Consider the following 25,987-nt stretch of genomic DNA (forward strand, 5'->3'; position numbering starts at 1 on the left):
TATGCAAGCAACAACGGCCTACATCCGGGAGACCCTCAGCGGAACGTATTCAGCGGAAGAGATTCGGAATCTTACCCGCTGGCTTTTCGAACGTGTCTGCGGTCTGACGTTGGCCCGGCAAATCCTGTGCAAAGATAAGCAAATTGACGAGACGGAGAAAGAATCCATCCGGCGGGTGGTGGAGCGTTTGTCTCGCTCGGAGCCGATACAGTATATTTTCGGAGAATGCGAGTTCCACGGGCTTCGGTTCGAGGTGACTCCCTCGGTACTGATTCCTCGTCCCGAGACGAGTGAGCTGGTGGAACTGATCGTTCGTCGTCATCCCGAAACGGGGCCGAAGGTGCTCGATATCGGTACCGGAAGCGGATGTATCGCGGTCTCTCTGGCCAAGATGCTGCGTGAAGCGACGGTTACGGCCATCGATATTTGCGATGACGCACTGGCTGTCGCCCGACGCAATGCCGAGACCCATCAGGCCGATGTCCGGTTCTTACTGGCCGATATCCTTTCCGAATCGTCGTTGGACGAAGTGGCTCCGTCGGCATTCGACGTGATCGTCAGCAATCCGCCCTATGTAACGGAGTGTGAGAAAGCCGCCATGGACGCCCATGTGCTCATGTACGAACCCGCGCAGGCGTTGTTTGTTTCCGACGACGATCCGTTGTGCTTCTACCGGCATATTGCGGCGCGGGGGAGAAAATGGCTGTCGGAAGGCGGACGATTGTATTTCGAGATCAACGCGGCTTACGGAAAGGAGCTTGTGTCGCTGTTGAAGGAAATGGATTACCGCGAGGTAGAGACTGTCCGCGACATATCGGGCAAAGAACGGTTCATTCAATGTTCAAAAACCTGAGGGAGATGAAAGCGAAGAGCGAATCCGAAATGTTGCACCGCGCCGCGGCCTATTGTTCCACGGCCGAACGCTGTATTCACGATGTGCGTAAGAAGATCGCAAACGCCGGCCTTTCGCCCGAAGGTGAGGAGCGTATTATCGCCCGTCTGATCGAAGAGAAATTTATCGACGAAGCCCGTTTTTGCCGCAGCTTCGTCAACGATAAACTTCGCTTTAACGAATGGGGTCGGATCAAAACGAGCTATGAGTTGAGGCGGAAAGGTATTGCGCAGAGCGTGATAGACGAGGCATTGAGTCAGATCGATGAGGACGAATATCGATGTATCTTGACGGATTTGCTCCGACGTAAGAAACGTACAGCGCGAAGCGTTTCGGACGCAGATTTGTTTGTAAAACTCTGCCGTTTTGCAGCGAACAAGGGCTACGAACAATCGCTCGTTATCCAATGTGTCAGACAGCTGTGTCAGGGAAGTACTTTCGATGACGACGATCTGGAATGATTTGCTGAACCTGTTTGAGCCGCGTCTCTGTCAGCTCTGTAAAAAAGCGTTGCTGCCGGAAGAGCGAGCACTCTGCGTGCATTGCCTGTGCGACCTCCCGCGAACATACTATCATCGGCGCGATGACCATCCTCTTCTTCCGCTTTTTACCGGCATCTCTTCGTTTCGACATGTGACCGCCTTTCTTTTCTACAAAGAGGGAGGCCCCGTACAGTCGTTGATTCACTCGTTCAAATACAAAGGCAATAAACAATTGGCCGAGAGGTTAGGACGAATAGCCGCTCAGGAGTTGCAGGCCGACAGTTTTTTTCGCGACGTGGATGTGTGTATTCCCGTCCCTCTTCATCGACGTAGGCAACGGACGAGAGGATACAATCAAGCGGAATGGATCGCACTGGGGCTGGCGGAGGTGTATCATTTTCCTGTCGATACCCGGACGCTTGTCCGCGCGGTCGATACCGACACCCAAACGCATAAATCGGCTTACGAACGGCGTATGAACGTAGCCGAAGCCTTTCGTCTTTCCCGGCCGGAACAATTCGTCGACAAGCATGTGTTACTTGTCGACGATGTCCTCACTACGGGCGCGACCCTGCTTTCGTGTATCGACTGCCTGACGCGAATACCCCGTATCAGCATCAGTGTTTTTACACTGGCCTTTGCTTTATAGGCAGATCGTGTCACCTTTTAGGTTACTTGTGTTACCTTTTTGGTTACTCGTGTCACCTTTTAGGTTACTCATGTTACCTTATAGGTTACTCGTGTCACCTTTTAGGTTACTCATGTTACCTTTTAGGTTACTCATGTTACCTTTTAGGTTACTCGTGTCACCTTTTTGGTTACTCATGTCACCTTTTAGGTTACTCGTGTTACCTTTTAGGTTACTCATGTCACCTTTTTGGTTACTCATGTCACCTTTTAGGTTACTCATGTCACCTTTTTGCTTACTTTGCTTCCCTTTTTCACCTGTTACGAATGAGGATTTTATACGATTCTTTACGAATCTTCACCGCGTACGCTCCGGGAGGCAGCGGATGTACGTGTTCGCCGGCCCGTAGAATCAAGACATGTATTCTCAGCGCGTCTAAACTGAAAATGTAGGCCGTTTCGGGATATGGTAAGAAAATTCGGACAGCTCCCGGAACAGCATGAACTTGCGGAGTAAGTATTTCGGTGTTGCCTGTCGTTTCGTCCGTGACGGTTACTTGGCAGGTAGCCCTCAGACCGCCGTCGACCGTTTGGGCGCTAATCGTAGCCACTCCTGCGGCTACGGCTGTCACATGGCCGTTGTTCACGCTGGCGATACCGGGCGCGTTGCTCCTCCACGTCACGTTTTTGTTGCTTGCGTTGGCCGGTTCTACGATTGCCTTGAGGGTTGTCGTCTCATCTTTCGAGAGTTTCAGCGCTTGTCTGTCGAGCGTCAGCTTACTCACCTTTATATGTGTCGGGCGTGCCTTTTGGGTGAATGTTACCGTTTGGGTCAATCCTTCCGCGGTAATCGTTACCTTGCCCGTGCGAGGGTGTTTCTCCGAAGGATTCGGTGTGGCCGTGACGATGATCGATCCGCTGCCTGTGCCGGATGCTGCCGAGAGGGTAAGCCATCCGACCGACGAAGAGGCTTCCCATGGCCTGTTGCTCGTGATCTTTATTTTCTGCTTGTCTTTTTCCGGCTTGAGGCGGATGTTCGCGGGCGATACGGCGAGTTGGGCGGGTTCCGTAACCGTCACGGTACACGTTGCTTGTTTCTTGGGGTCTGCCTTCGATTTTACGGTGATGACAGCTACTCCTGCCGTTTTGGCAGTCACTCGCCCGGAAGCATCGACCGTGGCAATGGAGGACTTGTCGCTGCTCCACGTCACGTTTTTGTTGGTTGCGTTGGCCGGTTCTACGACGGCTTTGAGCGTTGCCGTCTCACCTTTCGAGAGTTTCAGCGTGTTTTTGTCGAGCGTCAGCTTTTTGACGGGAACGACTGCGGGAGACGTATTGCCTTTGATCGTTTTCCACTCACTCAAATCTTTGTTTAAAAACGTTGCCGAATCGGTCGATTTTTCGGGGATCAGCAGCACTTCGAAAGTCGCTCTCGTGCCGGCGGGAATCGTACATTCGAATCCGAGGAGTACGGCACCCTTGTTGACCGGGTCGTATGGTTTGCCGGTCGTGGTGCTCCACTGTTTCATCACTATTTTCGACGAAGTGTTGACTTTCAGCGTCAGCTTCTTTCCCTTGTGTCTCCAGTTTTCTTCGAGCACGCTGCTGGGGGTAAGTACGGCCGAATGATCGGAGATTTGGACGTCGCAATAGGTGAAAATCTTCCATCGGACGGTGGTTGGTTTCCCGTTATTCAGTGTCTCGATCTCGTCACGGATAACGACGTACTTTCCATCTTTGAGGGCCACGCCCCGCATGCCTTTTTTTACTTCTCCGTTATACGCATCCGTCAAGTCGGACAGGGCATACATGAATTCTTTATGGTCGCTGTATTCATCGATCTTGGCATACCCTTTCGGGTTCTGAAGCTGTCCGTTGATCGTGATCACATTGTGCGAATGGTTATTATAACGAAACACTTTCCAACGCTCCGTTTTGGGGTCTTTGGACGAAGTGTTCATCCCCATCGAATCCGTTTTGTAATAATTCTGCGTGCCCGGATCGGAAGCCCATCGGTAACCGTCGGCCTCCATGATGAAGGATCCGATGTCCATGTGCCCGTGTATCTCCGTGGGATTTCCTGCTTTAAAGCCGAGGTAGAGCGCGTTCGGATCAGTCCATGAGTTGCGCATGACGGCTATCGGATTGGGGCCTTGTCCTACCCAGAACTTTTCTTTGGGTTCGGTAATCTTATGCATAGGCGTGTTTCTTGCCCAAATCATGACAGCCGGTAGCTCACGCAGGTTTTCATATCCTCTGAATGTGGGATGTTCCAGAAATTTCTTTTCCGACCACAAAACAGACGGATCTCCTCTTTTTTGAGCCATCCAGAACATGGCGGGGTGGATGATGATCCATTCTCCCTGGTCAGACCAGTTAAAGTTTTTCCGTGCCGGAGTGATCGAGTGTTTGATAAAATCGGCCGATTGCAGGAATCCGGGCATGGCCGAGAGGCCTCTGTCGCTTCCCTGAATTTTTTCGATCGCGCTTAGAAAAAGTACGTTGTACGTTGTTCCGTACACCCAGTATCCGAATCCTTCGGGGTAAACGCCATCGGGCGCATACGTTTTCAGAGCGAAGGGTAACGAAGTGAAAGCTCGATCAACCAACTCCTGTGTCAGTTCGGGATAATCCTCCTGAACGGCCAGTGCACCCATACTGATGCCTGAATTACAAACCTGATTGGCGTTGCCTCCCACTTTAAGCCACCAGTTATAATTCTTCTGATCTTTCGAACGCAGTAATCCTTTATGTACAATAGCTTCTCGAATCTGTTTTCTCGAGTTCTCCGAAAGTTTTTCGAACAGCCAGTCATAACCGATTGCTAAGGCCATCGTCATTTCGGCAACATCGAGGAAGTGACTCGGGTTCCAGTCGGAGAATTTGGAAACCGTTAACATATCTCGTTCCACCTTGTGGAAATACTTCATATCGCCTGTCATACGATAGGCATACGACAGGTAAAACGATCGCTTCCACATCTCTCTCGATACTTTCAGCAACCTGATGCCCTCCATCTTACGCTCCAGATCGGGCTTCTTCAGCAGTACTTCGCATTCTTTGAGAATCAGTTCATGCATCTTTTTCCATGCCGGATCGGAGGCAATCAGCTGTTTGATTTCGTTTTCCTCACCTTTAAAAAGCAACAGACGAGGATGATCTCGCAGAGGTATAGTCGAAGATGTTGCCGGTGAGGCTTGACTGTAAAAAGCGGTGATGGACCATATCAAGATGATCCATGATAAAACGCAGGTCATGTTCTTTTTCATAGTTTTTCGATCGGGCTGCTGCCCCTTTTTAACAATTAAACGTATTCGGAGGTCTTTCCTCTGAGATATGATAACAAAAATGGGGCTTCTTATGTTTTACGTTTTGTCCTGTTTTTTTTTTTTGCGTGATGCGAGAAAAAACTACTTTTTCATGGGCGGTTTACTGGATCGTATGGTATCTTGGATGCGATATGGTTTGTTGTTTAACCCGTCCATAATAACCGAAGTAAAGCATAGATTTACAAGTCTAATAGAAAAAGGTGTGCCCAAACTTGCTGTTCTGACACACCCTTCTAATTATCTTACTTGCCTTGTCGGCCTGAAATGCGAATAAACGTCTATTCTTCGCCGAGGAACGGATAGCCGTATGTTACCGGTGGTACGAAAGTTTCTTTGATACAACGCGGATTCGTCCAGCGAATCAGGTTCAACGGGCCTCCGGCCTTGTCGTTCGTTCCCGAAGCGCGTGATCCGCCGAACGGTTGCTGAGCGATGACTGCCCCGGTAGGCTTGTCGTTGATGTAGAAATTGCCTGCGGCGTAACGCAGTTTATGGAACGCTTTGTCGATGGCGTAACGATCGCGTGAGAAGATCGAGCCGGTCAGCCCGTAAGGCGATGTGCGGTCGCACAGTTCGAGCGTTTCCTCGTATGCATGATCCTCGTACACGTAGATCGTAATGACAGGTCCGAAGATTTCTTCCGTCATCGTTTTGAACGCCGGATTCGTCGTCAGAATAACGGTCGGTTCCACAAAATAGCCGACCGACTTGTCTCCTTTTCCTCCGAAAAGGATTTCGGCATCCGGTGCCTGTTTGGCATGTTCGATATATCCCATGATGTTGTCGAACGACGCTTCATCGATCACGGCATTGACGAAGTTCGTGAAATCCTGCACGTCTCCCATCTTGATCTCTTTCAGCATGTCACCCACGCGCTCTTTGACTTCTTTCCAGAGCGAGGCGGGGATGTATGCGCGCGATCCGGCCGAACATTTCTGTCCCTGATATTCGAAAGCCCCGCGTACGATGGCTGTCGCTACATCATCGGCCGGTGCCGACGGATGCGCGAAGATAAAGTTCTTACCGCCCGTTTCGCCGACAATCCGCGGATATGATTTGTATGCGCCGAGGTTTTCGCCGATCTGACGCCATATGGTATTGAATGTCGCCGTAGACCCGGTGAAGTGGAAGCCTGCCAAGTCGGGATGCGAAACGACTACTTTGCCGATGACGCTGCCCTGACCGGGAATAAAGTTGACTACGCCATCCGGCAGTCCGGCTTCGCGGAAGACTTTCATCAGAAGATAGTTCGAATGAATGGCTGTGGTCGACGGCTTCCAGACCGCTACGTTACCCATCATGGCCGGAGCCATGTTCAGGTTCGACGCGATGGAGGTAAAGTTAAACGGAGTCAGCGAGAAAACAAAGCCTTCGAGTGCGCGGTATTCCATGCGGTTCAGTATGCCCGCGTCCGAATAAGGTTGTCCGGCGTAAACCTGTCCGGCATAGAATGCGCTGTAACGCAGAAAGTCGATCAGCTCGCACGGAGCGTCGATTTCGGCCTGAAAAGGATTCTTGCTTTGTCCCAGCATCACGGAGGCGTTCAACAGATAGCGGTATTTCGTTGTGAAGAGTTCGGCTACCCGGAGCATGACCGAGGCACGTTCTACCCAAGGTAACTCCGACCATTCTCGATGCGCTTTCATCGCGGCATCGACAGCCATCTGTACTTCTTTTTCGCCGGCCTTGTGGTAGGTGGCCAGCACGTGGCGGTGATCATGCGGCATGACGACCTTGCCGGTGTCACCCGTTCGTACTTCTTTTCCGCCAATAATCAAAGGAATATCCCATTCTTCGGTACTTAGCTGCTTTAGAGCTGCTTTCAACGCTGTTTTTTCACTTGTGCCGGGGGCGTATGTCTTTACCGGCTCATTGCCCGGGTTCGGAAACCTGAAAATTGCATTATCCATATCGGTGTTTTTTATGTGTTTTACTTTTGTTTCGGAGACAAAGATATATATTCGCTCGCGTTTCTTTGAAAGGAAAGGAATCTAAAAATGGCAAGTCTGCCGATTCTTGGTGTTTTACGTCCGGTTTTCGTCATTCCTTTACCTTTCGTTTCGTTGTTGTGCAGAAGTCAGTAATCAGCCATCTATTAGCGCTCGTTAACAACTGAAAACCGACCACTGAATGCTTTCTTTTAAATGCGTTCCAGCACTTTTTCGATCAGTTGAACCAGACTCGTTTTATAGTCCGTATTCATGTTTTTATCTACCCGTCCGGCGATGATGCAGCAGACCGTCAGGGCGCGATGTCCCATCAAGGCCGACAGTCCGGCCAATGCCGAGCTTTCCATTTCGAAGTTGGTGATACGTTGCCCTTCGAAATCAAAGGCTTCGATTTTCCGGTTCAGTTCCGGGTCGGTCAGAGAGAGGCGTAGCGAACGTCCCTGCGCCCCGTAGAAACCGTTTGCCGCAATGGTGATGCCGCGTTGAATATCGTCGTGTGTAATCTGTTCGAGCAGCGACGGATCGGCCGGCACGACGTAGGGGCGTAATCCGTCGATCTTCCAATCGAGTTGCCGAAGCAATTCTTTCTCGAACGTCGTGTCGCGTATCTGTTCGGTGCCATCGTAGAAATAGATAACTCCGTCGAAGCCGATAGCGCGCCCGGCTGCGACATACGTGCCGACGGGTACCGACGGTTGCAGCCCGCCGCTCGTACCGATGCGTACCATGGTCAGTTGCCGGAAGTCGGGTTTGACCGTACGTGTCGCGAGATCGATATTGGCCAGCGCGTCGAGCTCGTTCAGAACGATGTCGATATTGTCTCCCCCGATGCCGTGCGATACGATCGTGATGCGTTTGCCGCGATACCGGCCGGTGATGGTGTGAAATTCGCGGCTTTGTACGTCGCATTCCTTCTCGTCGAGATATTCTCCGATCATCGTCACGCGTGCCGGATCACCGACTAAGATGATGCGGTCGGCCAACTGTTCGGGTTTCAGATGCAGATGGAAAATACTTCCATCGTCGTTGATGATAAGTTCCGATGGCGGAATCATGGCTGTCTTCATACACATTTCTCCTTATTTTTTTAATGTATTATTTTCGGCATTACGTGCCTTTTTTTCCCATTCCTTCACTTGTTTGTGCAGCTCGTCAAGTTTCTGTTCATTGCCCAGAATCACTGGTTTTAATTTCGTGCGAACGGCTTGGTTTCCCTTCGTATAAGCCGTATAATCGTCGGATAACCGTTTTTCGAGTGCTCCGATTTGTTTCTTCAACTCCATTACTTTTTCGTAAAAGATTTTGGCATCGGCGCTGCGAATCTCGCTCCATCTATAATAGACGGTGCGGTCGTTCACGATAAACTCGATCTCTTTCTCTTCCTTCTTCTCGTGAGACAAGGGTTCTGTTCCGGCCGAAGTAATCTGTGCCGTGTAGTCGCGTCCTTCGATCCATGTATCCTTGATCGACATCAACGCGGCCAAGCGGCGGAGCTTTTCTGTCTCAATTTCTTCTGATACCCGCTTTCGCGCAGGGTCGGGGATAAACAGGTAAAGACAAACTTTTCCTTCGGGTTGGTGGCGGTCGGAGGCAAACCAACCTATCCCTTTGGCCTCGTCGACGACCATCATGTAATCGTTCGCCGGCGAGTTAAACGGCATACTCAGTTGTTCGGGCGAAAGGTAACTGCTTCCATCGATGCTGTAACGCGTGATAAACAAGTCGTATCCTCCGATCGATCCATTCCCTTTCGAAGCAAAGTAGAGTGTACGTCCGTCGCCCAGTACGAACGGGTAATTGTTGTCGGCCGAATCGTTCGGAAAGATCGGTTTCTCGTCAGCCCAGTCGTCCATCAGTTTGGATTGTGTGAAGAGGGCGAACGCTCCGTTCTTTTTTCGTCCGTAGTACGCTTGGTCACCTTTCGGACTGACGTAGACGGGCGATGCGTTTTCGCCCGACGCAGGAAATACGTTGTCGTAGGGCAATATTTGGCCATTGTCTTCGTGCAGGAAATAGGCTGAAAGCAGCTCTTCCTTGTCGACGACGATACTGTCGATGATCTGCACAAGCTCAGTATTATTCCTCATGCGAAGCATCCGTTCGGTCCTTTCCAAAAGTGTTTCGTATGGCTCGGTATCGGCTTTCTTTTTCGCAAGCAAGGCGATATAGTCCTCCCACATTGGTACGGCCTCGTCGAAGCGATATGTGTCGGTGTAAAGTAGGGCAAGATACCGGTACGACTCGGCTGCTTTCCGCTTGTTGGCAACGAGCAAGTGCTTTTCGGCCGTGCCGACGTCGCCCGTTTCATAGCAACATACGCCATACCATAGATTGTAAGACGAATTATTGGGCGACTGGGTGACCAGCCGTTCGAAGGCCGGTTTGGCCTCTTCGTATTGTCCGTCGTTATACAGTTTCTTGGCTTGATCAAGGCTCTGCGCATTCGCTCCCCATGCGACCCCGGCAAAGACGATCAATCGGGCTATTTTCCCGGTCAATGATTTCATACGAAAATAAGTTGCAAAATTGTTCGATTCCCCAAAGATAGCCATAAATTTTTATCTGCTGCTATCTCCGGGCGATTTTTCATTCCTCACAGTCCGTTTTCCGAGAGGAAAGCAAAGATCTCTTCCGTGTCGTCGGGGTGAAACCACCGGATGGATTCGTCGCGCTTGAACCACGTTATTTGTTTACGGGCATATACGCGGGTGTTGCGTTTGATTTTGGCGACAGCCTCATCGAGAGAGCAGAGGCCATCGAGGTAAGCGAACAGTTCTTTATAGCCCACGGTGTTCAGTGAGTTTAATGCTCGGTGCGGGTAGACTCGTCGCGCTTCGTCCGGAAGGCCGTCGGCCATCATTTGGTCGACTCGCCGGTTGATCCGCTCGAATAATTCCTCGCGGGGGCGCATCAGCCCGACTTTCAGGATACGGAAAGGGCGTTCTTTAATCGTGTTTGTACGGAAGGAAGAGTAAGGTTTCCCTGTCATGCGGCAAATTTCGACGGCATGGAGCACGCGCCGATGATTCTTCCGGTCTACCTCATCGTAATGCAGCGGATCGGATTGTTTCAGTTCGTCGAGCAGCGGAGCCAGCCCGCCTTGTTCATACTCGTTCCATACGGCCTGGCGGATATCGGGCGTGACGGTGGGGATGTCGTCGATTCCCTTGCATACGGCATCGATGTACATCATCGAGCCGCCGGTCATCAGTACAGCGTGATGTTGTTTGAAAAGGGTTTGCAGAAGCGACAGCGTATCCTCCTCAAAGCGGCTGGCGCTGTAATAGTCGGTCAGTTCGAGTAGACCTACCAGATAGTGAGTAACGGCAGCACGTTCGTCCGGCGTCGGTGCGGCCGTCCCGATCACGAGGTCTTTATAGAGCTGTCGGGAATCGGCCGATAAGATGGGCGATCCGATGCGTCGTGCGATGTGGAGACTGAGCGCCGTCTTACCGACACCGGTAGGGCCGAGCAAGACGACGAGTGTATTCATTGTTTAATAGCGTTCATCGTAAGGGTTGCCCATCGACTCTTCATCGAATCGTTCGGTGTCGCCGGGGTTATCCAGTTCGTCGTCGTTAAACTCGGCATCCCCATAGAAATCTTCACCCAGATCGAGGTTCTTCTCGATACTTTTCTCCAGTTCTTCGGGGGAAAGAATTTGTACGGGCGGTTTGCCGACAGCCAGCGAACAGACGGCTTCCTTGAGGTTCTGTCCGGTGATGATTTCGCTAAGTTCCATAAAGAAAGCCCGCTCCGTCATGTAATCGAAGACATACAGCAGTTTCTGGTGCTCGTCTTCAAGCAGTTCTTCGAGCAGAGTATCTTCCATCAGGTAGGTATCTACTTCGGCGGGAGCCCCCATATCGATCAGGGTGATTTCATTTTTCTTGCTCCAGTCGTCGTCGCAGATAAAGAACGAGCACATTTCGTCTTTTCTGAATTTTACGGCGTCTGCAATCGCATGGTGTAAGTCGAGGAAAGTCGCTTCCGAGCTGATCTTTATTTCGCGTCTGAAGTCATTGGCTTCGTCCGACAATAATAGAAAACGGTATACCATAATATGTTTAATAATCGTTTATTCGTCAATAGAACCTCTCACGATACCGCGTTTGGACGACTTGATAAAGTTGAGAATCAGGTCGCGTTCCTTGCTCGGTTCGTATTCTGTCTCGATGGCCAGCAGGGCGTCGGTATTATTCAGTCCGCGTGTATATAACGTTCGGTAAATATCCTGAATCAGGAAGACCTGCTGGTTGGTGAAGCCGCGCCGACGAAGCCCGACAATGTTGATGCCGCAGTAAGCGATCGGGTCGCGCCCGATAAGTGTATAGGGCGGAATGTCTTTGCCTACGCGCGAGCCTCCCTGTATCATCACATGTTGCGAGATGCGGGTGAACTGGTGGACGAGCACGCTGCCGCTGAGGATCGCGAAGTCGTCGATCTCTACCTCGCCGGCAATTTGCGAAGCATTGCCGATGATGACGTTGTTCTTCACTTCACAATCGTGTGCAATATGCGAATAAGCCATCAGTAAGCAATGGTTTCCCACGACGGTTTTGCCTTTGGCAACCGTTCCTCTGTTTACGGTCACGCATTCGCGAACAGTCGTGTAGTCGCCGATTTCGGCAGTTGTCTTTTCTCCGGCGAATTTCAGGTCTTGCGGAATCCCGGCGATCACGGCACCCGGAAATATTTTACATCCTTTCCCGATGCGTGAACCTTCGAGTATCACGGCGTGCGGGTAGATATGACAATCATCTCCGATGACTACGTCTTTCTCGATAAAGGCGAACGGTTCGATGGTTACATTCTGCCCTATTTGAGCTTCGGGATGTATAACGGCTAAGGGAGAATGCATGTTATTTGTTTTTAATAATTTGAGCCATAAACTCGGCTTCGCAAACGACCTTTTCGCCCACGAAGACGTAGCCTTTCATCGTTGAAACACCTCGACGTATCGGCGCCAGCAACTGGAGACGGAAGATGAGCGTATCTCCCGGCACGACTTTCTGGCGGAACTTTACGCCGTCGATTTTCATAAAATACGTAGAGTATCGCTCCGGCTCATCGACGGAGTTCAGCACGAGCAACCCTCCGGTCTGCGCCATGGCTTCGACAAGCAACACACCCGGCATAACCGGTTCTTGCGGGAAATGCCCCTGAAAGAACGGCTCGTTGACGGTCGCGTTTTTGATCCCTACGATATGATCGCCTCCGATTTCAATAATCTTATCGACCAGCAGGAACGGGTAGCGATGGGGAAGTAACTCGCGGATGCGGTTGATGTCCATCAAAGGCTCGCTGTTAGGGTCGTAGATCGGAGCTTGCACGCTGTTAAGCTTAATGTCTTTGCGAATCAGTTGAGCGAGCTGGTTATTGATCTTATGTCCCGGACGAGTGGCGATGATATGCCCTTTGATGGGTTTCCCGATGAGGGCCATATCGCCGATCACGTCGATCAGTTTGTGTCGTGCCGGTTCATTATCGCAGGTGAGCGGTTTATTGTTTATATAGCCCAGTTCCTGCACGTCTTTTCGAGGCAGACCCAGCTCGTCGGCGATACGGTCTAACTCTTCCTGAGGCATTTTCTGATCGTAAATTACGATGGCGTTATCGAGGTCACCCCCTTTAATCAGGCCGTTTTGGAAGAGCGTCTTGATTTCGCGCACAAAGACGAACGTGCGCGATGCGGCCAATTCGTCGGCGAAGCAGTTGAGGTCTGTCAGCGAAGCATATTGGTTGGAAAGTACGGGCGAATCGAAATTGATCAGCACGTTGACGCTGAACTTGTCGTCGGGAAGGATGACGAGAGACGCGCCTGTCGCTTCATCTTTTACTTCGATTTTGCGGCGTACGATGTAATAATCGCGCGGAGCATTCTGTTCGGTCAGTCCGACGTTCTTGATGCCTTCGGAGAAAGGGAGCGCGCTGCCGTCGAGAATAGGAAATTCGGGTGCATCGACTTCGATCAGGCAGTTATCGACTTCCCACGCGTAGAGGGCGGCCATCGCATGCTCGATGGTGCTGACCTGTACATCGTTTTTACCAATTACCGTGCCCCGTTGGGTATTGATCACGTTCTCGGCTAATGCATCAAGGACGGGTTGTCCTTCGAGGTCGGTACGTTTGATCTTGTATCCGTGATTTTCCGGGGCAGGCTTGAAGGTGATATGGATGTCCAATCCCGTGTGAAGCCCTTTTCCCTGCAAAGAAAATTCGGATGCGAGTGTCTTTTGCTTGTGCATTGTATTATCTGTTTATTATTTTTTCTGTTTCAGTTCTTCGATTTCTTTCTTCAGCCGGTTCAATTCGAGGTACATCTCCGGCAGTTTGCGGTAGATGACACCGGAACGGAAGAAGTTTTTGATCGGTATGGCAGGCGATCCCATGACACGCGAGCGAGCTTCGATATGACTGATGATACCGGACTGCGCGCCGATTTGCGTATCGTCGCCAATGTGGATATGTCCGCCGAGGCCTACTTGTCCGCCAATCATGCACCGGCTGCCTACCTTCGTAGAACCGGAGATGCCTACTTGAGCGGCCATGACGGTGTTTTCGCCTACTTGAACGTTGTGCGCGATCTGGACGAGGTTATCGAGCTTAACGCCTTTGCGGATAACGGTCGAATTCATCACCGCGCGATCGATGGTCGTATTGGCGCCTACTTCTACTTCGTCTTCGAGCACAACGTTACCGAGCTGCGGGATCTTTTTATACTCGCCATTTTCGGGGGCAAACCCGAAACCGTCGGAACCGATGACGGCTCCGGCGTGGAGAATACAGTTTTTGCCGATGACGCAGCCGTCGTAAATCGTGACGTGGGGATACACAATCGTATGATCGCCGATCGTCACATGGTCACCGATGTAAGCGTGCGGGAAGATACGGCATCCCTCGCCGATCGTCGTATTCTCGCCGATGTAGGCGAACTCTCCCACATAACCATCTTTCCCGACACTGGCCGACGCAGCGATAAAAGCCGACGCGGCAGTGCCTTTTTTCGGTTCGTTTCGCTGTTCTACCATGTTGAGCAACGTAGCCAGCGCGGCATACGCGTTGGGCACTCTGATGAGTGTCGCCGCGACGGGCGCCGAAGGGCTAAAATCATTGTTAACCAGAACGAGGCTGGCTTGGGTGCCGTAGATATAATGTTCGTATTTGGGATTGGCCAGAAAGGTGAGTGTACCCGGCTGTCCTTCTTCGATCTTCGAGAAATTATGTACCTTCACGGCCGAATCTCCCTCTATCGTCCCGTTTAGAAAATCAGCTATTTGTTGAGCCGTAAACTCCATTCGCTTTATCTGTTCTTTAGTAAATTAAAGTCCACAAAGATACTAAAAAATTGAAACCGCCTATATTTTGCATTGAATAATTGCTTTTTCGCGGCGGATATTTTCCGTCGTTACGGACATGGGGCATACGGCCGGTGTGCATGCTTCGCGGAGGCATACGGTGTATGGCGCCTTACGGGTCGAAGAAAAGTTCGACGGCATGGTCGTAATCGAGGTATTCTTCCGCGCCTTCGTCGTCGTTATATCCGGGAGAGTAAAAGTAGCATTTTCTTTCTTTGATGTCGTAAGAGAAAAAGCCGAAGGTTTGGATGGTGGGGGCATCGTCGTTGTCGAGAAAGAGGCGGGCGTTGTAGGTCGAACTTCCGTCGTCGGCCGGTGTACTGTCGAACATGATGCGTACATGCACTCCGGAAAAGTCTTTTTTCGCGTCGCGATACATTCGGGTCGAGAAGAGAAGGCACGAGACGATGTCTTCCTCGCTTTCCGGTTTGGCCATGAACGAAAATTCTTTCACTACACGGGCCTTGAGACGTTTGTTCGTGACATCGTCGCTCTCGCAGTAGATATACCATTCGTCCGATTCGTTTTTGCGGAAGTAAAGCAGGCCTTGTACGACGCTCTCTTTACCGTCCTGAATCGTTATTTTGGAGAACGACGAACGGTAAATCACGTCGGTGAGGCGTTCTACGTTGATGTCGCCGTCGATGCGTTGCGCGAATCCGGGATGATTCTTCAGATACCCTTTTTTCAGCCTGACGGCTCTCGCGGGCGAGACCATCGTCCCGTAGAGATGGAGGTGATTGGCGTAGAGCGGTTCCAGTTCGGCCAATCGGGCGGCCGTGTGCGCGTCGTTCCACGCGTGTGTCAGGGCGCGGAGCCGTTCTTCCGTATCATGCTGCCCCCGCATCGAAAGAGCGGTCAGCATGAACGTGATGAGCAAGAAGAAAATTCGATGTTTCATAGATATTGTGTATATTGGATAAATTGATTCGGTTATGTAAACGTTTCGCGTGTCGCCTTACAGGTATTCGTCGAGATAGCGGGCCATTTGCTCCTGTACGGCTTGTGCCTCGCCACGGGCGGCGTCGGCAAACGCTTCCGTCCGGTCGGCGTATAAAATAGCGCGGGAGGAGTTGACGATCAGTCCGCAGGTCTTGTTCATTCCGTAACGGCATACTTCTTCGAGCGATCCGCCCTGCGCGCCTACGCCGGGAACGAGCAGGAAATGATTCGGGGCGATGCGGCGAATGTCTTCGAACATCCGTCCCTGTGTGGCGCCGACAACGTACATCATCTGTTCGTCGTTGCCCCATTGTTGCGACTTGCGCAAAACGCGCTCGAAGAGCTTTTCGCCGCGAGCGTCGTCCGTCAATTGGAAATCGTGCGATCCTTTGTTCGACGTGAGGGCAAGCAGAATGACCCATTTGCCTGCGTAGCCGAGAAAAGGCGTAACACTGTCTTCGCCCATATACGGGGCGATGGTTAGCGCGTCCACCTCCGTTTCTTCGAAGAACGTACGGGCGTACATGGCCGATGTGTTTCCGATATCTCCCCGCTTGGCGTCGGCAATGATGAATTGATCGGGGTAATGCTCGCGCACGTAGCGCACCGTTTTTTCAAACGCCATCCAGCCTTTCACTCCGTAGCATTCGTAAAAAGCCAGATTGGGTTTATAAGCAATGCAGTACGGAGCCGTGGCATCGATCACGGCTTTGTTGAAGGCGAAGATCGGATCTTCTTCTTTCAACAGATGCGGAGGGATTTTTTGTAGATCCGTATCCAGCCCGACACAAAGAAAAGACGCCTTGCGCCGGATATTCTCAAATAATGTTTGTTTGGTCATAGTCATTTTGTCAGTTTATTCAATCTATATTCGGTTAGATGGATGGGCGAGGCTGCCGGAAGGTTCATTTCGCACGGGCGAGGTGCCGTCGCGTTCGCACAAAACACCATTACATTTTTGAAATGTACCATTGTGCTTGCACAATATGCCATTACACTTTTGAAATGCACCATTGTGCTTGCACAATATACGTTTACACTTTTGAAATACACCATTGTGCTCGCACAATATGCCATTACATTTTTGAAATGTACCATTGTGCTTGCACAATATACGTTTACACTTTTGAAATGCACCATTGTGCTCGCACAATATGCCATTACACTTTTGAAATGTTCCGTTGTGCTAACGCAATGCGCGTTCGCGTTTTTGAAATGTCCGGATATGCTCTTTCTCGCCGTCATGTTATTTCTTCTCTTTTACAGCTCGCTGTCTTTGATTCGCTCGGCATTTTCGGCAACGATGAGGCGGTCGATACAGTCCTGTATATCGCCGTTCATAAAAGCGGCGAGGTTGTAAATCGTATAATTGATACGATGGTCGGTGATGCGCCCTTGCGGGAAATTGTAGGTGCGGATTTTGGCAGACCGGTCGCCCGTCGAGACCATCGTCTTGCGACGCGAGGCAATATCGTCGATGTACTTCTGATGTTCCTTATCGTAAATGAAAGAACGCAGACGGGCGAGGGCGCGCTCCTTATTTTTCGGCTGGTCGCGCGTCTCGGTACATTCGATATGGATTTCTTCGACGATACCCGTCAGCGGGTTCTTCCAGTTGTAGTTCAGACGTACGCCGGATTCTACCTTGTTGACGTTCTGGCCGCCCGCGCCACTGCTGCGGAACGTATCCCAGCGGATTTCTCCCTCGTTGATCTCGACATCGAACTCATCGGCTTCGGGAAGCACGGCTACCGTAGCGGCCGATGTATGCACTCGTCCCTGTGTCTCGGTCTGAGGTACGCGCTGTACGCGATGCACGCCCGACTCGTACTTGAGAATACCGTATACCCCCTCGCCGGTGACGGTGAAGATGATTTCCTTAAAGCCGCCCGACGTCCCTTCGTTGCAGCTCGATACGGCAATTGTCCAGCCTTTCGTCTCGCAGTATTTCGAGTACATCCGAAACAAATCGCCGGCAAACAGGGCCGCTTCGTCGCCTCCCGTGCCGCCGCGAATCTCCACAATCGCGTTTTTCGCGTCTTCCGGATCGGCGGGAACGAGCATCAGCTTGATTTTCTCCTCGCATCGAGGAATTTTTTCTTCACACGCGGCCACTTCTTCACGAGCCATTTCTTTCAGGTCGGGATCGTTCTCGCTCATCAGGATGCGTTTGCCTTCGTCAAGGTTGCCCAACAGGTTTTCGTACTCCTTCTTAGCCGCGATAAGGTCTTCGAGATTTTTGTACTCTTTCGTCAAACGAACGAAACGCTTCTGATCGGCGATAACTTCCGGGTCGGTAATCAGCGTAGAGACCTCGTCGAAGCGTCCGGTAAGGCCTTCGAGTTTTTGAAGCAGGGAATGATGATCTGTCATCTGAATAAAACGTGTAATGATGATGAAAAACAAAACGTGACGGAAGCTCTCACTTTAATATATGAACTCTCCGAACTCGCTTCGAATGATTAACTCTTTCTTTTCTCCCGGCTCGACGTGTCCTACCACCTGCGCGTCAATGCCGAACGATTTGGATACGGCAATCACCTCGTCCGCTCTTTCGGGAGCGAGGTAAATCTCCAGTCGATGGCCCATGTTGAACACTTTATACATCTCTGCCCAGTCTGTTCCGCTCTGCTCACGGATGAGACGGAACAGCGGGGGTACGGGAAAGAGGTTATCTTTCACGACGCGTACCTGATCCACGAAGTGCAGGATCTTTGTCTGCGCGCCGCCCGAACAATGTACCATACCGTGTATCTCGCCACGCATCGTATCGAGCAGCTTTTTCACCACCGGCGCGTACGTGCGGGTGGGAGAGAGCACCAACTTACCGGCATCGAGGGGTACGCCGTCTATGACATCGGTCAGCCTCATGCCGCCCGAGTAGACCAGTTCGCGAGGTACCGCCGCGTCGTAACTTTCGGGGTATTTTTCGGCCAGATAGCGGGCAAAGACATCGTGCCGCGCGCTCGTCAGACCGTTGCTCCCCATCCCTCCGTTGTACTCCTTCTCGTACGTGGCTTTTCCGAACGATGCCAGCCCGACGATCACGTCGCCGGGACGTATGCGGGCATTATCGATCACATCGCTGCGACGCATGCGGCAGGTAACCGTGCTGTCGACGATGATGGTACGCACCAAATCGCCGACATCGGCCGTTTCGCCGCCGGTGGCGTAGACGCCTACACCCATGTCGCGCAGCTCGGCCAACAGCTCGTCCGTGCCGTTGATGATGGCTGAGACCACTTCGGCCGGGATGAGCATTTTATTTCTGCCGATCGTGCTTGATACAAGAATATTGTCGATCGCGCCTACGCAGAGCAGGTCGTCGATATTCATGATCAGCGCATCCTGCGCGATACCTTTCCACACGGACAAATCGCCCGTCTCCTTCCAATAGAGATAAGCCAGCGACGACTTGGTTCCGGCGCCGTCGGCGTGCATAATGTTGCAATACTCCGGATCTCCCCCCAATACGTCGGGGATAATCTTGCAAAAGGCTTTCGGGTAAAGCCCTTTGTCGATGTTTTTAATGGCGTTGTGTACATCTTCTTTCGATGCGCTTACGCCGCGTTGCATATATCGTTGGTCGCTCATAGTTTATGTTGTTTTTTAGAGGTCGATGTTTGTTTTGTCGCGCTTTGAACCGTTTTCTTCGTAGCTGTCGCAGTTGCCGGCTTCTTTGTCGCAGCCGATGCCTTCGCGGGCGTTCCTTTTTTCTTCGTGTCGGGAGCTTTCGAGGCTGCCGGTTTGTTCGCGTGACGCGCTTTCGATTGTTTCGGCGTCGCTTGCGGTTTCGTTTCTTTAACCGTATCGAAAGAATGCAACTTGTATTTCTCGATCAGCCCGATCAACTTACCCGCGTATTGCGGATCGGTCGCGTATCCGCACTTTTTCAGACCGTGCGCCCATGCTTTATAGTCCGTCGACTTTAACTTGAAAAGCGGTTTGTAATGGTCTCGCTCAGTGAGGAAACGGGAATGATCTTCGAACGATTCCTCAGCTCTCACGTACTTTCGAAACGGCTCCTGCTTCAAGTCGTCGTCCTTGTGGATGCAAGGTCCTTTCCAATCTTTGCACTTAATTCCGAAATGGTTGTTACCAGCCAGTGCCAGATAGCTCTGCCCCGCGCCCGACTCCAATAATCCCTGCGCCAAAATGATGCTCGCCGGGATCTTGTGCCTTTGCTGCTGCCGGATAGCCGTTTTATGATAAGTCCGGATATACTCTTCGCAGACCGACGGGCTAAGCTTGTCCGATGTCCGTGATGGTTGTGCACCGGCTCGGCAACATCCTGTCAGTGTGGCAAGAAACCCTACCACTACCGTATGACAATATGTGCGAAGACGATGCTGCATTTGTTTGTTATCTGAGTTTAAGCGTTTCTCCTTCTACCGGAACATAATCCGGTTCTTTGCGGTTGAGCTTGTAAAGACTCTTCACGCGTATGCCGTAATATTGCGAGATGCTGTGCATCGATTCGCCAATCTGTACTTGATGGAAAAGATTTGGCATGTCGGCCTTCTTCTTTTTCTTTTCCAGATAGATAATGTCGCCTTGACGAAGCGGAAAATCTTCGGGGACTTCGTTATATCGTGCCAGCTCTTTCGTCTTGAATCCCAGATCGTCGGCGATTTGTGCGAACGAATCGTCATACCGTGCGACGGTGTAAATCAATCCGTATGTTTTGTAAACATTTCGTGGAAGCAATCGCTTGCCATCGTTAGCAGGAGGCGTTTTCCTTTGTGGCGATCCCTTTTTGAGTTTCTTTTTCGATGCTTTCTTCTTCGCCGATGAGACTTTATTTCCGCTTTTCCCGCCCATGTCGTAAAGATACAGCTCGTAATCTTCGATCAGTTTGATGAGTTTGTTGGCGTATGCCCGATCGGTGGCATATCCGCACTGTTGAAGTCCCTTAGCCCATCCCCGGTAGTCTTTTTTGTTCAATGTAAACAGTTTGGCGTAACGCGGACGTTCGGACAGGAAACGGGAATGATCTTCATAGGAATCTTTGACGGAACCGTACCTGCGGAAGCATTCGTTTCTCAGATCGTCGTCGTGATATGCTTTTTTACCTTTCCAGTCTCGATGACATTTGATGCCGAAGTGATTATTCGCCTCTCTGGCCAGCCTTGCCCGACCGGCACCCGACTCAAGAATCGCCTGAGCCAGCTTGATGCTGGCCGGAATATTGTATTTCTTCTCTTGCTCTGCCGCTAGATGATTGTACTGATCGATGTACTGTTCGTACGATGCGATCTTACGCTGGCCCGAGGCTTGCCAAATAACCGTAAGCCCAATCAACAATACGAGCGTTTGTCGGGTATATTTGTTCATAGTCAATATACTTTCTTCGGAATTAAGGATGCAAAGGTAAAGAAATAAATCGGAATATGTTTTGTTGGGCTGCTCCCTCGTTCTCGTTGTCCGACGTGAAAAAAATCGTCTCGTTCGGAGCATATACGGCTTCGTTTATCGGAGCAGATCACCTTTCTCAGCCTGATGGAACAGCCTTCTTCGCCATCCGTAGCCGCAAAGTTATTGCGGCATGGAATACTGACCTGACCGGTCTTCAAACGATGTGACAATGACAACATATCCCCCTTATAACATCTCCATACAAAATTTGGATGGCAATATTCTGTTTTTTTAACATCATGCAAAAAAGAACTGTTTTCATGCTAAAATCCCTGAAAGCAGCGTAAGAGGGTTGCATAATTCTTGAAAACAACGTAGTTTTGCAACCCTAAAAAATTATTATGGTATAGAATAGAGCACATGAAAAAGAAATTCGTTTATTTGTTAGGACTTTTGGTAATGACTGTGGCCGTACAGGCACAGATCCTGACCCCTGTTAAATGGAAAATCCAACTGGAAGACTCTGAATCTGCAGAGAAGACTGTGACGTTCACGGCAACGGCCGATCAGGGCTGGCATGTCTACGATATGAACTTACCCAAAGGTGGACCGATTTCAACCTCGATCACGTATGAGACGCTCAAAGGTGCCGAGTTGGTTGGGAAACCTACCTCATCGGTAGCTCCCAGCGTTGTGCGCGACGAGCAGGCATATCCCGGCCTCGAACTGAGATGGTATTCGGGAACGGTGACGTTTACGCAGAAAATTAAAGTGACCGACCCGAAAGCATTTAAGATGGTCGGCGAAGTGGAATACATGGCTTGCAACGACGAATCCTGCCTGCCTCCCGAAACGGAATCGTTTGCGTTCGATCACAGGCACGTGAAAAAAACGACACAGGTGGCCGAAGCCAGTCCGTCCGATACGACGACCTCCGAAGAACTTACGGATGGAACGACGCAAGCAGACGGTGAGGATACCATGCAGGCGTTGGAACTTGCTCCGGCGATGCACAATGCTGCGAAAACAGCTGCCCCCGACGGTGTGCTTACGCTTAGACAGGAATTGTGGACACCGGTAATCGGCGACCTCAAATCGTTTGGCGACGCGACGATTTCGGCTACCGATACTTCGTGGCTCTATATCTTTCTGGCCGGATTTATCGGCGGGTTGATCGCTTTGCTGACGCCTTGCGTTTGGCCGATGATTCCGATGACGGTAAGTTTCTTCCTCAAACGTAACAAAAGTCGCCAGAAAGCGATCCGTGATGCGCTGATTTACGGTGTCTCCATCATCGTAATCTACCTCACGATGGGACTTCTTATTACCGGAATATTCGGAGCCAGCGCATTGAATGATCTTTCGACGAATGCCGTCTTCAATATTATATTCTTCCTGTTACTTGTACTGTTTGCCGTGTCGTTCTTCGGTGCGTTCGAGCTGGTGTTGCCGGCCTCATGGACGAACAAGATGGACAGCAAGGCCGATTCGACTTCCGGTATTCTGAGCATCTTCTTCATGGCTTTCACTTTGGCGCTCGTTTCGTTCTCGTGCACAGGCCCGATTATTGGAACGCTGCTTGTCGAAGCCGCTTCGCAGGGTACGAGTATCGCTCCGGCCATCGGAATGTTTGGCTTTGCACTGGCACTCGCCATTCCTTTTGCCTTATTCGCCGTGTTCCCGAACCTGCTTCAGAACATGCCGAAATCCGGCGGATGGCTGAACTCAGTAAAAGTCGTGCTGGGTTTCCTCGAACTTGCCCTCGCGCTCAAGTTCCTCTCCGTAGCAGACCTCGCATACGGTTGGCGAATCTTAGATCGCGAAGTATTCCTCGTGCTGTGGATTGTGATCTTTGTCTTGCTGGGTATCTATCTGCTCGGAAAGCTCAAACTCAAACACGACAGCGACCTGCCTTATGTTTCCGTGCCGCGCCTCTTTATGGCGATCATCTCGCTCGCGTTTGCCGTTTACATGGTTCCCGGATTATGGGGGGCACCGTTGAAAGCCATCAGCGCCTTCGCACCGCCACTCTATACCCAGGACTTCAATCTTTACGAAGATGAGGTACATGCCGTTTATGATGATTATGAAGCGGGAATGGCTTATGCCGCATTGGCCAATAAACCGGTGCTGATCGATTTTTCCGGTTACGGATGTGTAAATTGTCGGAAAATGGAAGCCTCGGTATGGACAGATCCGGCCGTCAAGAAACTGATTGATGAGAAATTCGTGCTGATTACGTTGATCGTCGACGACAAGACGAAACTACCGGCTCCGATCATGATTGAAGAAAGTGGTAAAGAACGTAAACTGAAAACGATAGGCGATAAGTGGAGTTATTTGCAGCGTCACAAATTCGGGGCGAATGCACAGCCGTTCTATGTCATCCTCGATAACGAAGGAAAGCCGCTCTCCCCGTCGTATGCTTTTGACGAGGATGTAGCCAAATATGTAGGCTTCCTCGAAAACGGACTGCGTAACTATCAGCAGAAAGGTAAGTGAGGACGAGTACAAGAGAAGAGCGCTTGGAGGCCTTCGGACGTTTGCTCGATGTCATGGACGAACTGCGTGAAAAGTGTCCATGGGATCGAAAGCAGACGAACGAAAGCCTCCGCGCCAATACGATCGAAGAAACGTACGAGCTGAGTGAAGCGATTCAGAAAAATCTGCCGGCCGATATCAAGAAAGAACTCGGCGATCTGCTTCTGCACATTGTCTTCTACGCTAAAATAGGCGAAGAGAAGAAAGAGTTTGATATTAAAGATGTCTGCGACGCGTTATGTGATAAATTGATTTTCCGTCATCCGCATGTTTTCGGCGACGCGGTGGCTGAGAACAGCCGTGTCGTGGAACAGTCGTGGGAGCAGTTGAAGCTGAAAGAGAAAGACGGAAACAAGACGGTGCTCGACGGAGTGCCTTCGTCGCTGCCTTCGTTGATTAAGGCTTATCGGATGCAAGACAAGGCACGCAATGTGGGTTTCGACTGGGAGAAACGCGAGCAGGTTTGGGATAAGATTCAGGAGGAACTCAACGAATTCCGTTCCGAAGTGGATCGTATGGAAGCCGACAAGATGGAAGCCGAGTTCGGTGATTTTCTGTTCGGAATGATTAATGCCGCGAGACTCTATAAAATCAATCCCGACAATGCGCTCGAGCGGACGAATCAAAAGTTTATCCGCCGTTTCAATTATCTCGAAGAACATACGATCCGGCAGGGACGGTCGCTCAAGGAGATGACGTTGGCCGAGATGGATGCTATCTGGGACGAGGCTAAACAACTCGGACTCTGATAGGGTCTCTTCGTATAAAAAAATGCCCTGTCATTTATGATGGCAGGGCATTTTTGTGTCTTATGACAACTCCAGCATGCGTTGGATCGGTTTGACGGCACGAAGACGAATCTCCTCGTCTACGAGTATCTCAGGTGTTTCGTCTCGCAGGCAGCGATAGAGCTTCTCCATTGTATTCAAACGCATAAAGCTGCATTCGTTGCAGGCACACGTGCTGTCGTTCGGAGGAGCGGGGATAAATGTCTTGTGCGGATTACGCTTGCGCATCTCATGGATAATGCCGCTTTCGGTCGATACGATAAACTCTGTCTTCGGCGATTGCACGGTATGGTTCAGTAAGGCAGCCGTCGAGCCGATAAAATCGGCAATCTGCAAGATGGGCTGTTTACATTCGGGATGTGCGATAACTTCTGCTTCCGGATGTGTTTTCTTGAGAGCAAGGATTTTCTCCAGCGAAAACTGTTCATGTACATGGCATGCACCGTCCCATAAAAGCATATTGCGCCCGGTCACACTATTGATGTAGTTACCCAGATTCCGGTCGGGCCCGAAAATCAGTAAGGCCTCTTGAGGGAACGACGCAACAATCTTGTGTGCGTTCGTCGACGTCACAACTACATCGGTCAGCGCTTTGACGGCAGCCGAAGTGTTCACATACGAAATCACCTGATGATCCGGATGGGCTTTGACGAACTTTTCGAACTCATCGGCCGGACAACTGTCTGCCAGAGAACAGCCCGCTTTCATATCAGGAATAAGCACCTTCTTCTCCGGACAGAGGATTTTGGCTGTCTCACCCATAAAATGTACGCCGCAGAGCACAATGATATCAGCTGTTGTCTTAGCCGCCCATTGAGCTAATGCCAGACTGTCGCCTACCTTGTCGGCGATATCCTGAATCTCTCCTGTCTGATAATAATGTGCCAGAATAAACGCATTTTTCTCTTTCCTCAGACGGTTTATTTCTGCTGCATAATCAATCTTTTCCATCATAAATCATCCTTTACTTCAGGCTACAAAAATAATATATTTTTCCGGATAAGGTTATTTTGTGTATTCACCCGAACCGATGCCGCGAAAACCGAACGGATTCTTCCCGTTTACCCGTGTTTATTCTACTTTTTTTTGCAGGAAGTAGATTTTTCTCTTCCCGCTTTTCATCGGCGTTCTCCATACGAAAAATTGAAAAAAGCACACGAATGAAACAAAAAAAGAACTTTTTGTGAACAATCTTGATATCTCCCTTGTTTTAGGAATACAAACGGGGCTTCTTCTGGACATATTGCCGTACAGAAGGTCGCGAGAGTAAAGAATGAAATAGGCAGAACGACACAGGCAAGGATGAAGTAACCTGCCCATATCGGAGAAAGTTTTGTTTCAAAACACAACATCTAACCGATAGTCCGAATGCTCTGGAGCCCGAACGAGGGAACTCCGAACTCGAAAAAAAAGGCTATGAAGGTCGGTATATCTACCGATTTACCATAGATAAATAGTTGTTTGTTTTAGTTGATTTGGAAAAAGGTCAGACTGTGAAGTTCGACCTTTTTTTTGCTATCTACCCGTAACTCATCCGGCTTGTTGTGTGTAATAAGCCGTTTTAAAAGGTTAAATAGTCGAAAGATAGACCGTTATGCCGATCTTTATAAATATTTTTGTTCTTCTTTAATCGGGCAGGAAGCCGGGAGAGAGGCCAAAAAGGTTGTATTACTAACCCAAAGGAGTCGAACCGATGAAGAAAGAGACAAAAAAATGGAATCAGG

22 protein-coding genes are annotated in these 25,987 nt (G+C 50.5%); 6 read left to right on the forward strand and 16 right to left on the reverse strand.

Translation table 11 applies throughout. From position 1 onward, the window contains the following. Position 1 precedes the first annotated feature (1 nt). From prmC to EII41_RS03680, 3 genes are read left to right on the forward strand one after another with little or no spacing between them, the layout of a single operon-like run. Positions 2–853, forward strand: a complete 852-nt coding sequence (gene prmC / locus EII41_RS03670; protein ID WP_124789475.1) for a peptide chain release factor N(5)-glutamine methyltransferase — start codon at positions 2–4, stop codon at positions 851–853. Further along, entirely contained in the window at positions 838–1,353 is a 516-nt protein-coding gene (locus EII41_RS03675; protein WP_260425467.1) for a regulatory protein RecX, read from the forward strand. The genes prmC and EII41_RS03675 overlap by 16 nt, the downstream gene beginning before the upstream one ends. Further along, the gene (locus EII41_RS03680) at positions 1,334–2,023 is read left to right on the forward strand and encodes a ComF family protein (protein ID WP_124789476.1); all 690 of its coding nucleotides are present in this window, start codon (positions 1,334–1,336) and stop codon (positions 2,021–2,023) included. Before EII41_RS03675 ends, EII41_RS03680 begins: the two co-directional genes overlap by 20 nt. Before the next feature lie 292 nt (positions 2,024–2,315). Here the strand turns inward: EII41_RS03680 and EII41_RS03685 are convergent, their stop codons facing one another. The 15 genes from EII41_RS03685 to EII41_RS03755 all read right to left on the reverse strand — a co-directional run bounded on the left by EII41_RS03685 (position 2,316) and on the right by EII41_RS03755 (position 20,913). Next, positions 2,316–5,270 (reverse strand): Ig-like domain-containing protein, encoded by a 2,955-nt coding sequence (locus EII41_RS03685; RefSeq protein ID WP_124789477.1) that lies wholly within the window; start codon positions 5,268–5,270, stop codon positions 2,316–2,318. Positions 5,271–5,608: 338 nt separating this feature from the next. Next, the gene (gene pruA / locus EII41_RS03690) at positions 5,609–7,240 is read right to left on the reverse strand and encodes an L-glutamate gamma-semialdehyde dehydrogenase (protein ID WP_124789478.1); all 1,632 of its coding nucleotides are present in this window, start codon (positions 7,238–7,240) and stop codon (positions 5,609–5,611) included. 230 nt (positions 7,241–7,470) lie between these two features. Continuing rightward, entirely contained in the window at positions 7,471–8,346 is an 876-nt protein-coding gene (locus tag EII41_RS03695; protein WP_124789501.1) for a nucleoside phosphorylase, read from the reverse strand. A gap of 12 nt (positions 8,347–8,358) precedes the next feature. Further along, positions 8,359–9,786: a tetratricopeptide repeat protein gene (locus EII41_RS03700; protein ID WP_260425468.1), complete on the reverse strand. Its 1,428-nt coding sequence runs from the start codon at positions 9,784–9,786 to the stop codon at positions 8,359–8,361. Between the two features lie 86 nt (positions 9,787–9,872). Beyond that, entirely contained in the window at positions 9,873–10,772 is a 900-nt protein-coding gene (gene miaA, locus EII41_RS03705; RefSeq protein WP_124789480.1) for a tRNA (adenosine(37)-N6)-dimethylallyltransferase MiaA, read from the reverse strand. Between the two features lie 3 nt (positions 10,773–10,775). Beyond that, positions 10,776–11,339 carry an IS1096 element passenger TnpR family protein gene (locus tag EII41_RS03710; RefSeq protein WP_124789481.1) on the reverse strand — a complete coding sequence of 188 codons (564 nt, stop codon included), beginning with the start codon at positions 11,337–11,339 and terminating at the stop codon, positions 10,776–10,778. 18 nt (positions 11,340–11,357) lie between these two features. Continuing rightward, the gene (gene lpxA / locus EII41_RS03715; RefSeq protein WP_124789482.1) at positions 11,358–12,140 is read right to left on the reverse strand and encodes an acyl-ACP--UDP-N-acetylglucosamine O-acyltransferase; all 783 of its coding nucleotides are present in this window, start codon (positions 12,138–12,140) and stop codon (positions 11,358–11,360) included. 1 nt (position 12,141) lies between these two features. Beyond that, positions 12,142–13,527, reverse strand: a complete 1,386-nt coding sequence (locus EII41_RS03720; protein ID WP_124750835.1) for a bifunctional UDP-3-O-[3-hydroxymyristoyl] N-acetylglucosamine deacetylase/3-hydroxyacyl-ACP dehydratase — start codon at positions 13,525–13,527, stop codon at positions 12,142–12,144. Positions 13,528–13,542: 15 nt separating this feature from the next. Continuing rightward, positions 13,543–14,577, reverse strand: a complete 1,035-nt coding sequence (lpxD, locus tag EII41_RS03725; RefSeq protein ID WP_124750836.1) for a UDP-3-O-(3-hydroxymyristoyl)glucosamine N-acyltransferase — start codon at positions 14,575–14,577, stop codon at positions 13,543–13,545. A 172-nt stretch (positions 14,578–14,749) separates the two neighbouring features. Continuing rightward, positions 14,750–15,538 (reverse strand): hypothetical protein, encoded by a 789-nt coding sequence (locus tag EII41_RS03730; RefSeq protein ID WP_124789483.1) that lies wholly within the window; start codon positions 15,536–15,538, stop codon positions 14,750–14,752. Between the two features lie 57 nt (positions 15,539–15,595). Continuing rightward, on the reverse strand, positions 15,596–16,420 hold the full coding sequence (gene pyrF, locus EII41_RS03735) for an orotidine-5'-phosphate decarboxylase (RefSeq protein ID WP_124789502.1): 825 nt from the start codon (positions 16,418–16,420) through the stop codon (positions 15,596–15,598). A 419-nt stretch (positions 16,421–16,839) separates the two neighbouring features. After that, positions 16,840–17,952 (reverse strand): peptide chain release factor 1, encoded by a 1,113-nt coding sequence (gene prfA / locus EII41_RS03740; RefSeq protein ID WP_124789484.1) that lies wholly within the window; start codon positions 17,950–17,952, stop codon positions 16,840–16,842. A 54-nt stretch (positions 17,953–18,006) separates the two neighbouring features. Then, the gene (locus EII41_RS03745; RefSeq protein WP_124789485.1) at positions 18,007–19,173 is read right to left on the reverse strand and encodes an AIR synthase related protein; all 1,167 of its coding nucleotides are present in this window, start codon (positions 19,171–19,173) and stop codon (positions 18,007–18,009) included. Beyond that, positions 19,170–19,934: a glycoside hydrolase family 73 protein gene (locus tag EII41_RS03750; RefSeq protein ID WP_124789486.1), complete on the reverse strand. Its 765-nt coding sequence runs from the start codon at positions 19,932–19,934 to the stop codon at positions 19,170–19,172. The genes EII41_RS03745 and EII41_RS03750 overlap by 4 nt, the downstream gene beginning before the upstream one ends. Before the next feature lie 7 nt (positions 19,935–19,941). Continuing rightward, positions 19,942–20,913 (reverse strand): glucosaminidase domain-containing protein, encoded by a 972-nt coding sequence (locus EII41_RS03755; RefSeq protein WP_124789487.1) that lies wholly within the window; start codon positions 20,911–20,913, stop codon positions 19,942–19,944. 56 nt (positions 20,914–20,969) lie between these two features. Here EII41_RS03755 and EII41_RS03760 point away from each other — a divergent pair, with 56 nt between their 5' ends. The 3 genes from EII41_RS03760 to mazG all read left to right on the forward strand — a co-directional run bounded on the left by EII41_RS03760 (position 20,970) and on the right by mazG (position 24,224). Beyond that, positions 20,970–21,161 (forward strand): hypothetical protein, encoded by a 192-nt coding sequence (locus EII41_RS03760; RefSeq protein ID WP_124789488.1) that lies wholly within the window; start codon positions 20,970–20,972, stop codon positions 21,159–21,161. A 193-nt stretch (positions 21,162–21,354) separates the two neighbouring features. Then, positions 21,355–23,436, forward strand: coding sequence for a protein-disulfide reductase DsbD family protein (locus EII41_RS03765; RefSeq protein ID WP_124789489.1), 2,082 nt, complete (start codon positions 21,355–21,357; stop codon positions 23,434–23,436). Further along, complete coding sequence (gene mazG, locus EII41_RS03770) at positions 23,433–24,224, forward strand: nucleoside triphosphate pyrophosphohydrolase (protein WP_260425469.1); 792 nt, start codon at positions 23,433–23,435, stop codon at positions 24,222–24,224. The genes EII41_RS03765 and mazG overlap by 4 nt, the downstream gene beginning before the upstream one ends. A 60-nt stretch (positions 24,225–24,284) precedes the next feature. Here the strand turns inward: mazG and nadA are convergent, their stop codons facing one another. Continuing rightward, on the reverse strand, positions 24,285–25,217 hold the full coding sequence (gene nadA, locus EII41_RS03775) for a quinolinate synthase NadA (protein ID WP_185711822.1): 933 nt from the start codon (positions 25,215–25,217) through the stop codon (positions 24,285–24,287). Positions 25,218–25,987: the final 770 nt, after the last annotated feature.

It is taken from the genome of Tannerella forsythia, from assembly GCF_003860135.1.
Lineage (GTDB): Bacteria > Bacteroidota > Bacteroidia > Bacteroidales > Tannerellaceae > Tannerella > Tannerella forsythia_A.

Excerpts from the sequence above, each read along its gene's own strand:
- prmC (WP_124789475.1), top strand. The coding sequence starts at position 2 with ATGCAAGCAACAACGGCCTACATCCGGGAGACCCTCAGCGGAACGTAT.
- EII41_RS03675 (WP_260425467.1), top strand. The coding sequence starts at position 838 with ATGTTCAAAAACCTGAGGGAGATGAAAGCGAAGAGCGAATCCGAAATG.
- EII41_RS03680 (WP_124789476.1), top strand. The coding sequence starts at position 1,334 with ATGACGACGATCTGGAATGATTTGCTGAACCTGTTTGAGCCGCGTCTC.
- EII41_RS03685 (WP_124789477.1), bottom strand. The coding sequence starts at position 5,270 with ATGAAAAAGAACATGACCTGCGTTTTATCATGGATCATCTTGATATGG.
- pruA (WP_124789478.1), bottom strand. The coding sequence starts at position 7,240 with ATGGATAATGCAATTTTCAGGTTTCCGAACCCGGGCAATGAGCCGGTA.
- EII41_RS03695 (WP_124789501.1), bottom strand. The coding sequence starts at position 8,346 with ATGAAGACAGCCATGATTCCGCCATCGGAACTTATCATCAACGACGAT.
- EII41_RS03700 (WP_260425468.1), bottom strand. The coding sequence starts at position 9,786 with ATGAAATCATTGACCGGGAAAATAGCCCGATTGATCGTCTTTGCCGGG.
- miaA (WP_124789480.1), bottom strand. The coding sequence starts at position 10,772 with ATGAATACACTCGTCGTCTTGCTCGGCCCTACCGGTGTCGGTAAGACG.
- EII41_RS03710 (WP_124789481.1), bottom strand. The coding sequence starts at position 11,339 with ATGGTATACCGTTTTCTATTATTGTCGGACGAAGCCAATGACTTCAGA.
- lpxA (WP_124789482.1), bottom strand. The coding sequence starts at position 12,140 with ATGCATTCTCCCTTAGCCGTTATACATCCCGAAGCTCAAATAGGGCAG.
- EII41_RS03720 (WP_124750835.1), bottom strand. The coding sequence starts at position 13,527 with ATGCACAAGCAAAAGACACTCGCATCCGAATTTTCTTTGCAGGGAAAA.
- lpxD (WP_124750836.1), bottom strand. The coding sequence starts at position 14,577 with ATGGAGTTTACGGCTCAACAAATAGCTGATTTTCTAAACGGGACGATA.
- EII41_RS03730 (WP_124789483.1), bottom strand. The coding sequence starts at position 15,538 with ATGAAACATCGAATTTTCTTCTTGCTCATCACGTTCATGCTGACCGCT.
- pyrF (WP_124789502.1), bottom strand. The coding sequence starts at position 16,420 with ATGACCAAACAAACATTATTTGAGAATATCCGGCGCAAGGCGTCTTTT.
- prfA (WP_124789484.1), bottom strand. The coding sequence starts at position 17,952 with ATGACAGATCATCATTCCCTGCTTCAAAAACTCGAAGGCCTTACCGGA.
- EII41_RS03745 (WP_124789485.1), bottom strand. The coding sequence starts at position 19,173 with ATGAGCGACCAACGATATATGCAACGCGGCGTAAGCGCATCGAAAGAA.
- EII41_RS03750 (WP_124789486.1), bottom strand. The coding sequence starts at position 19,934 with ATGCAGCATCGTCTTCGCACATATTGTCATACGGTAGTGGTAGGGTTT.
- EII41_RS03755 (WP_124789487.1), bottom strand. The coding sequence starts at position 20,913 with ATGAACAAATATACCCGACAAACGCTCGTATTGTTGATTGGGCTTACG.
- EII41_RS03760 (WP_124789488.1), top strand. The coding sequence starts at position 20,970 with ATGTTTTGTTGGGCTGCTCCCTCGTTCTCGTTGTCCGACGTGAAAAAA.
- EII41_RS03765 (WP_124789489.1), top strand. The coding sequence starts at position 21,355 with ATGAAAAAGAAATTCGTTTATTTGTTAGGACTTTTGGTAATGACTGTG.
- nadA (WP_185711822.1), bottom strand. The coding sequence starts at position 25,217 with ATGATGGAAAAGATTGATTATGCAGCAGAAATAAACCGTCTGAGGAAA.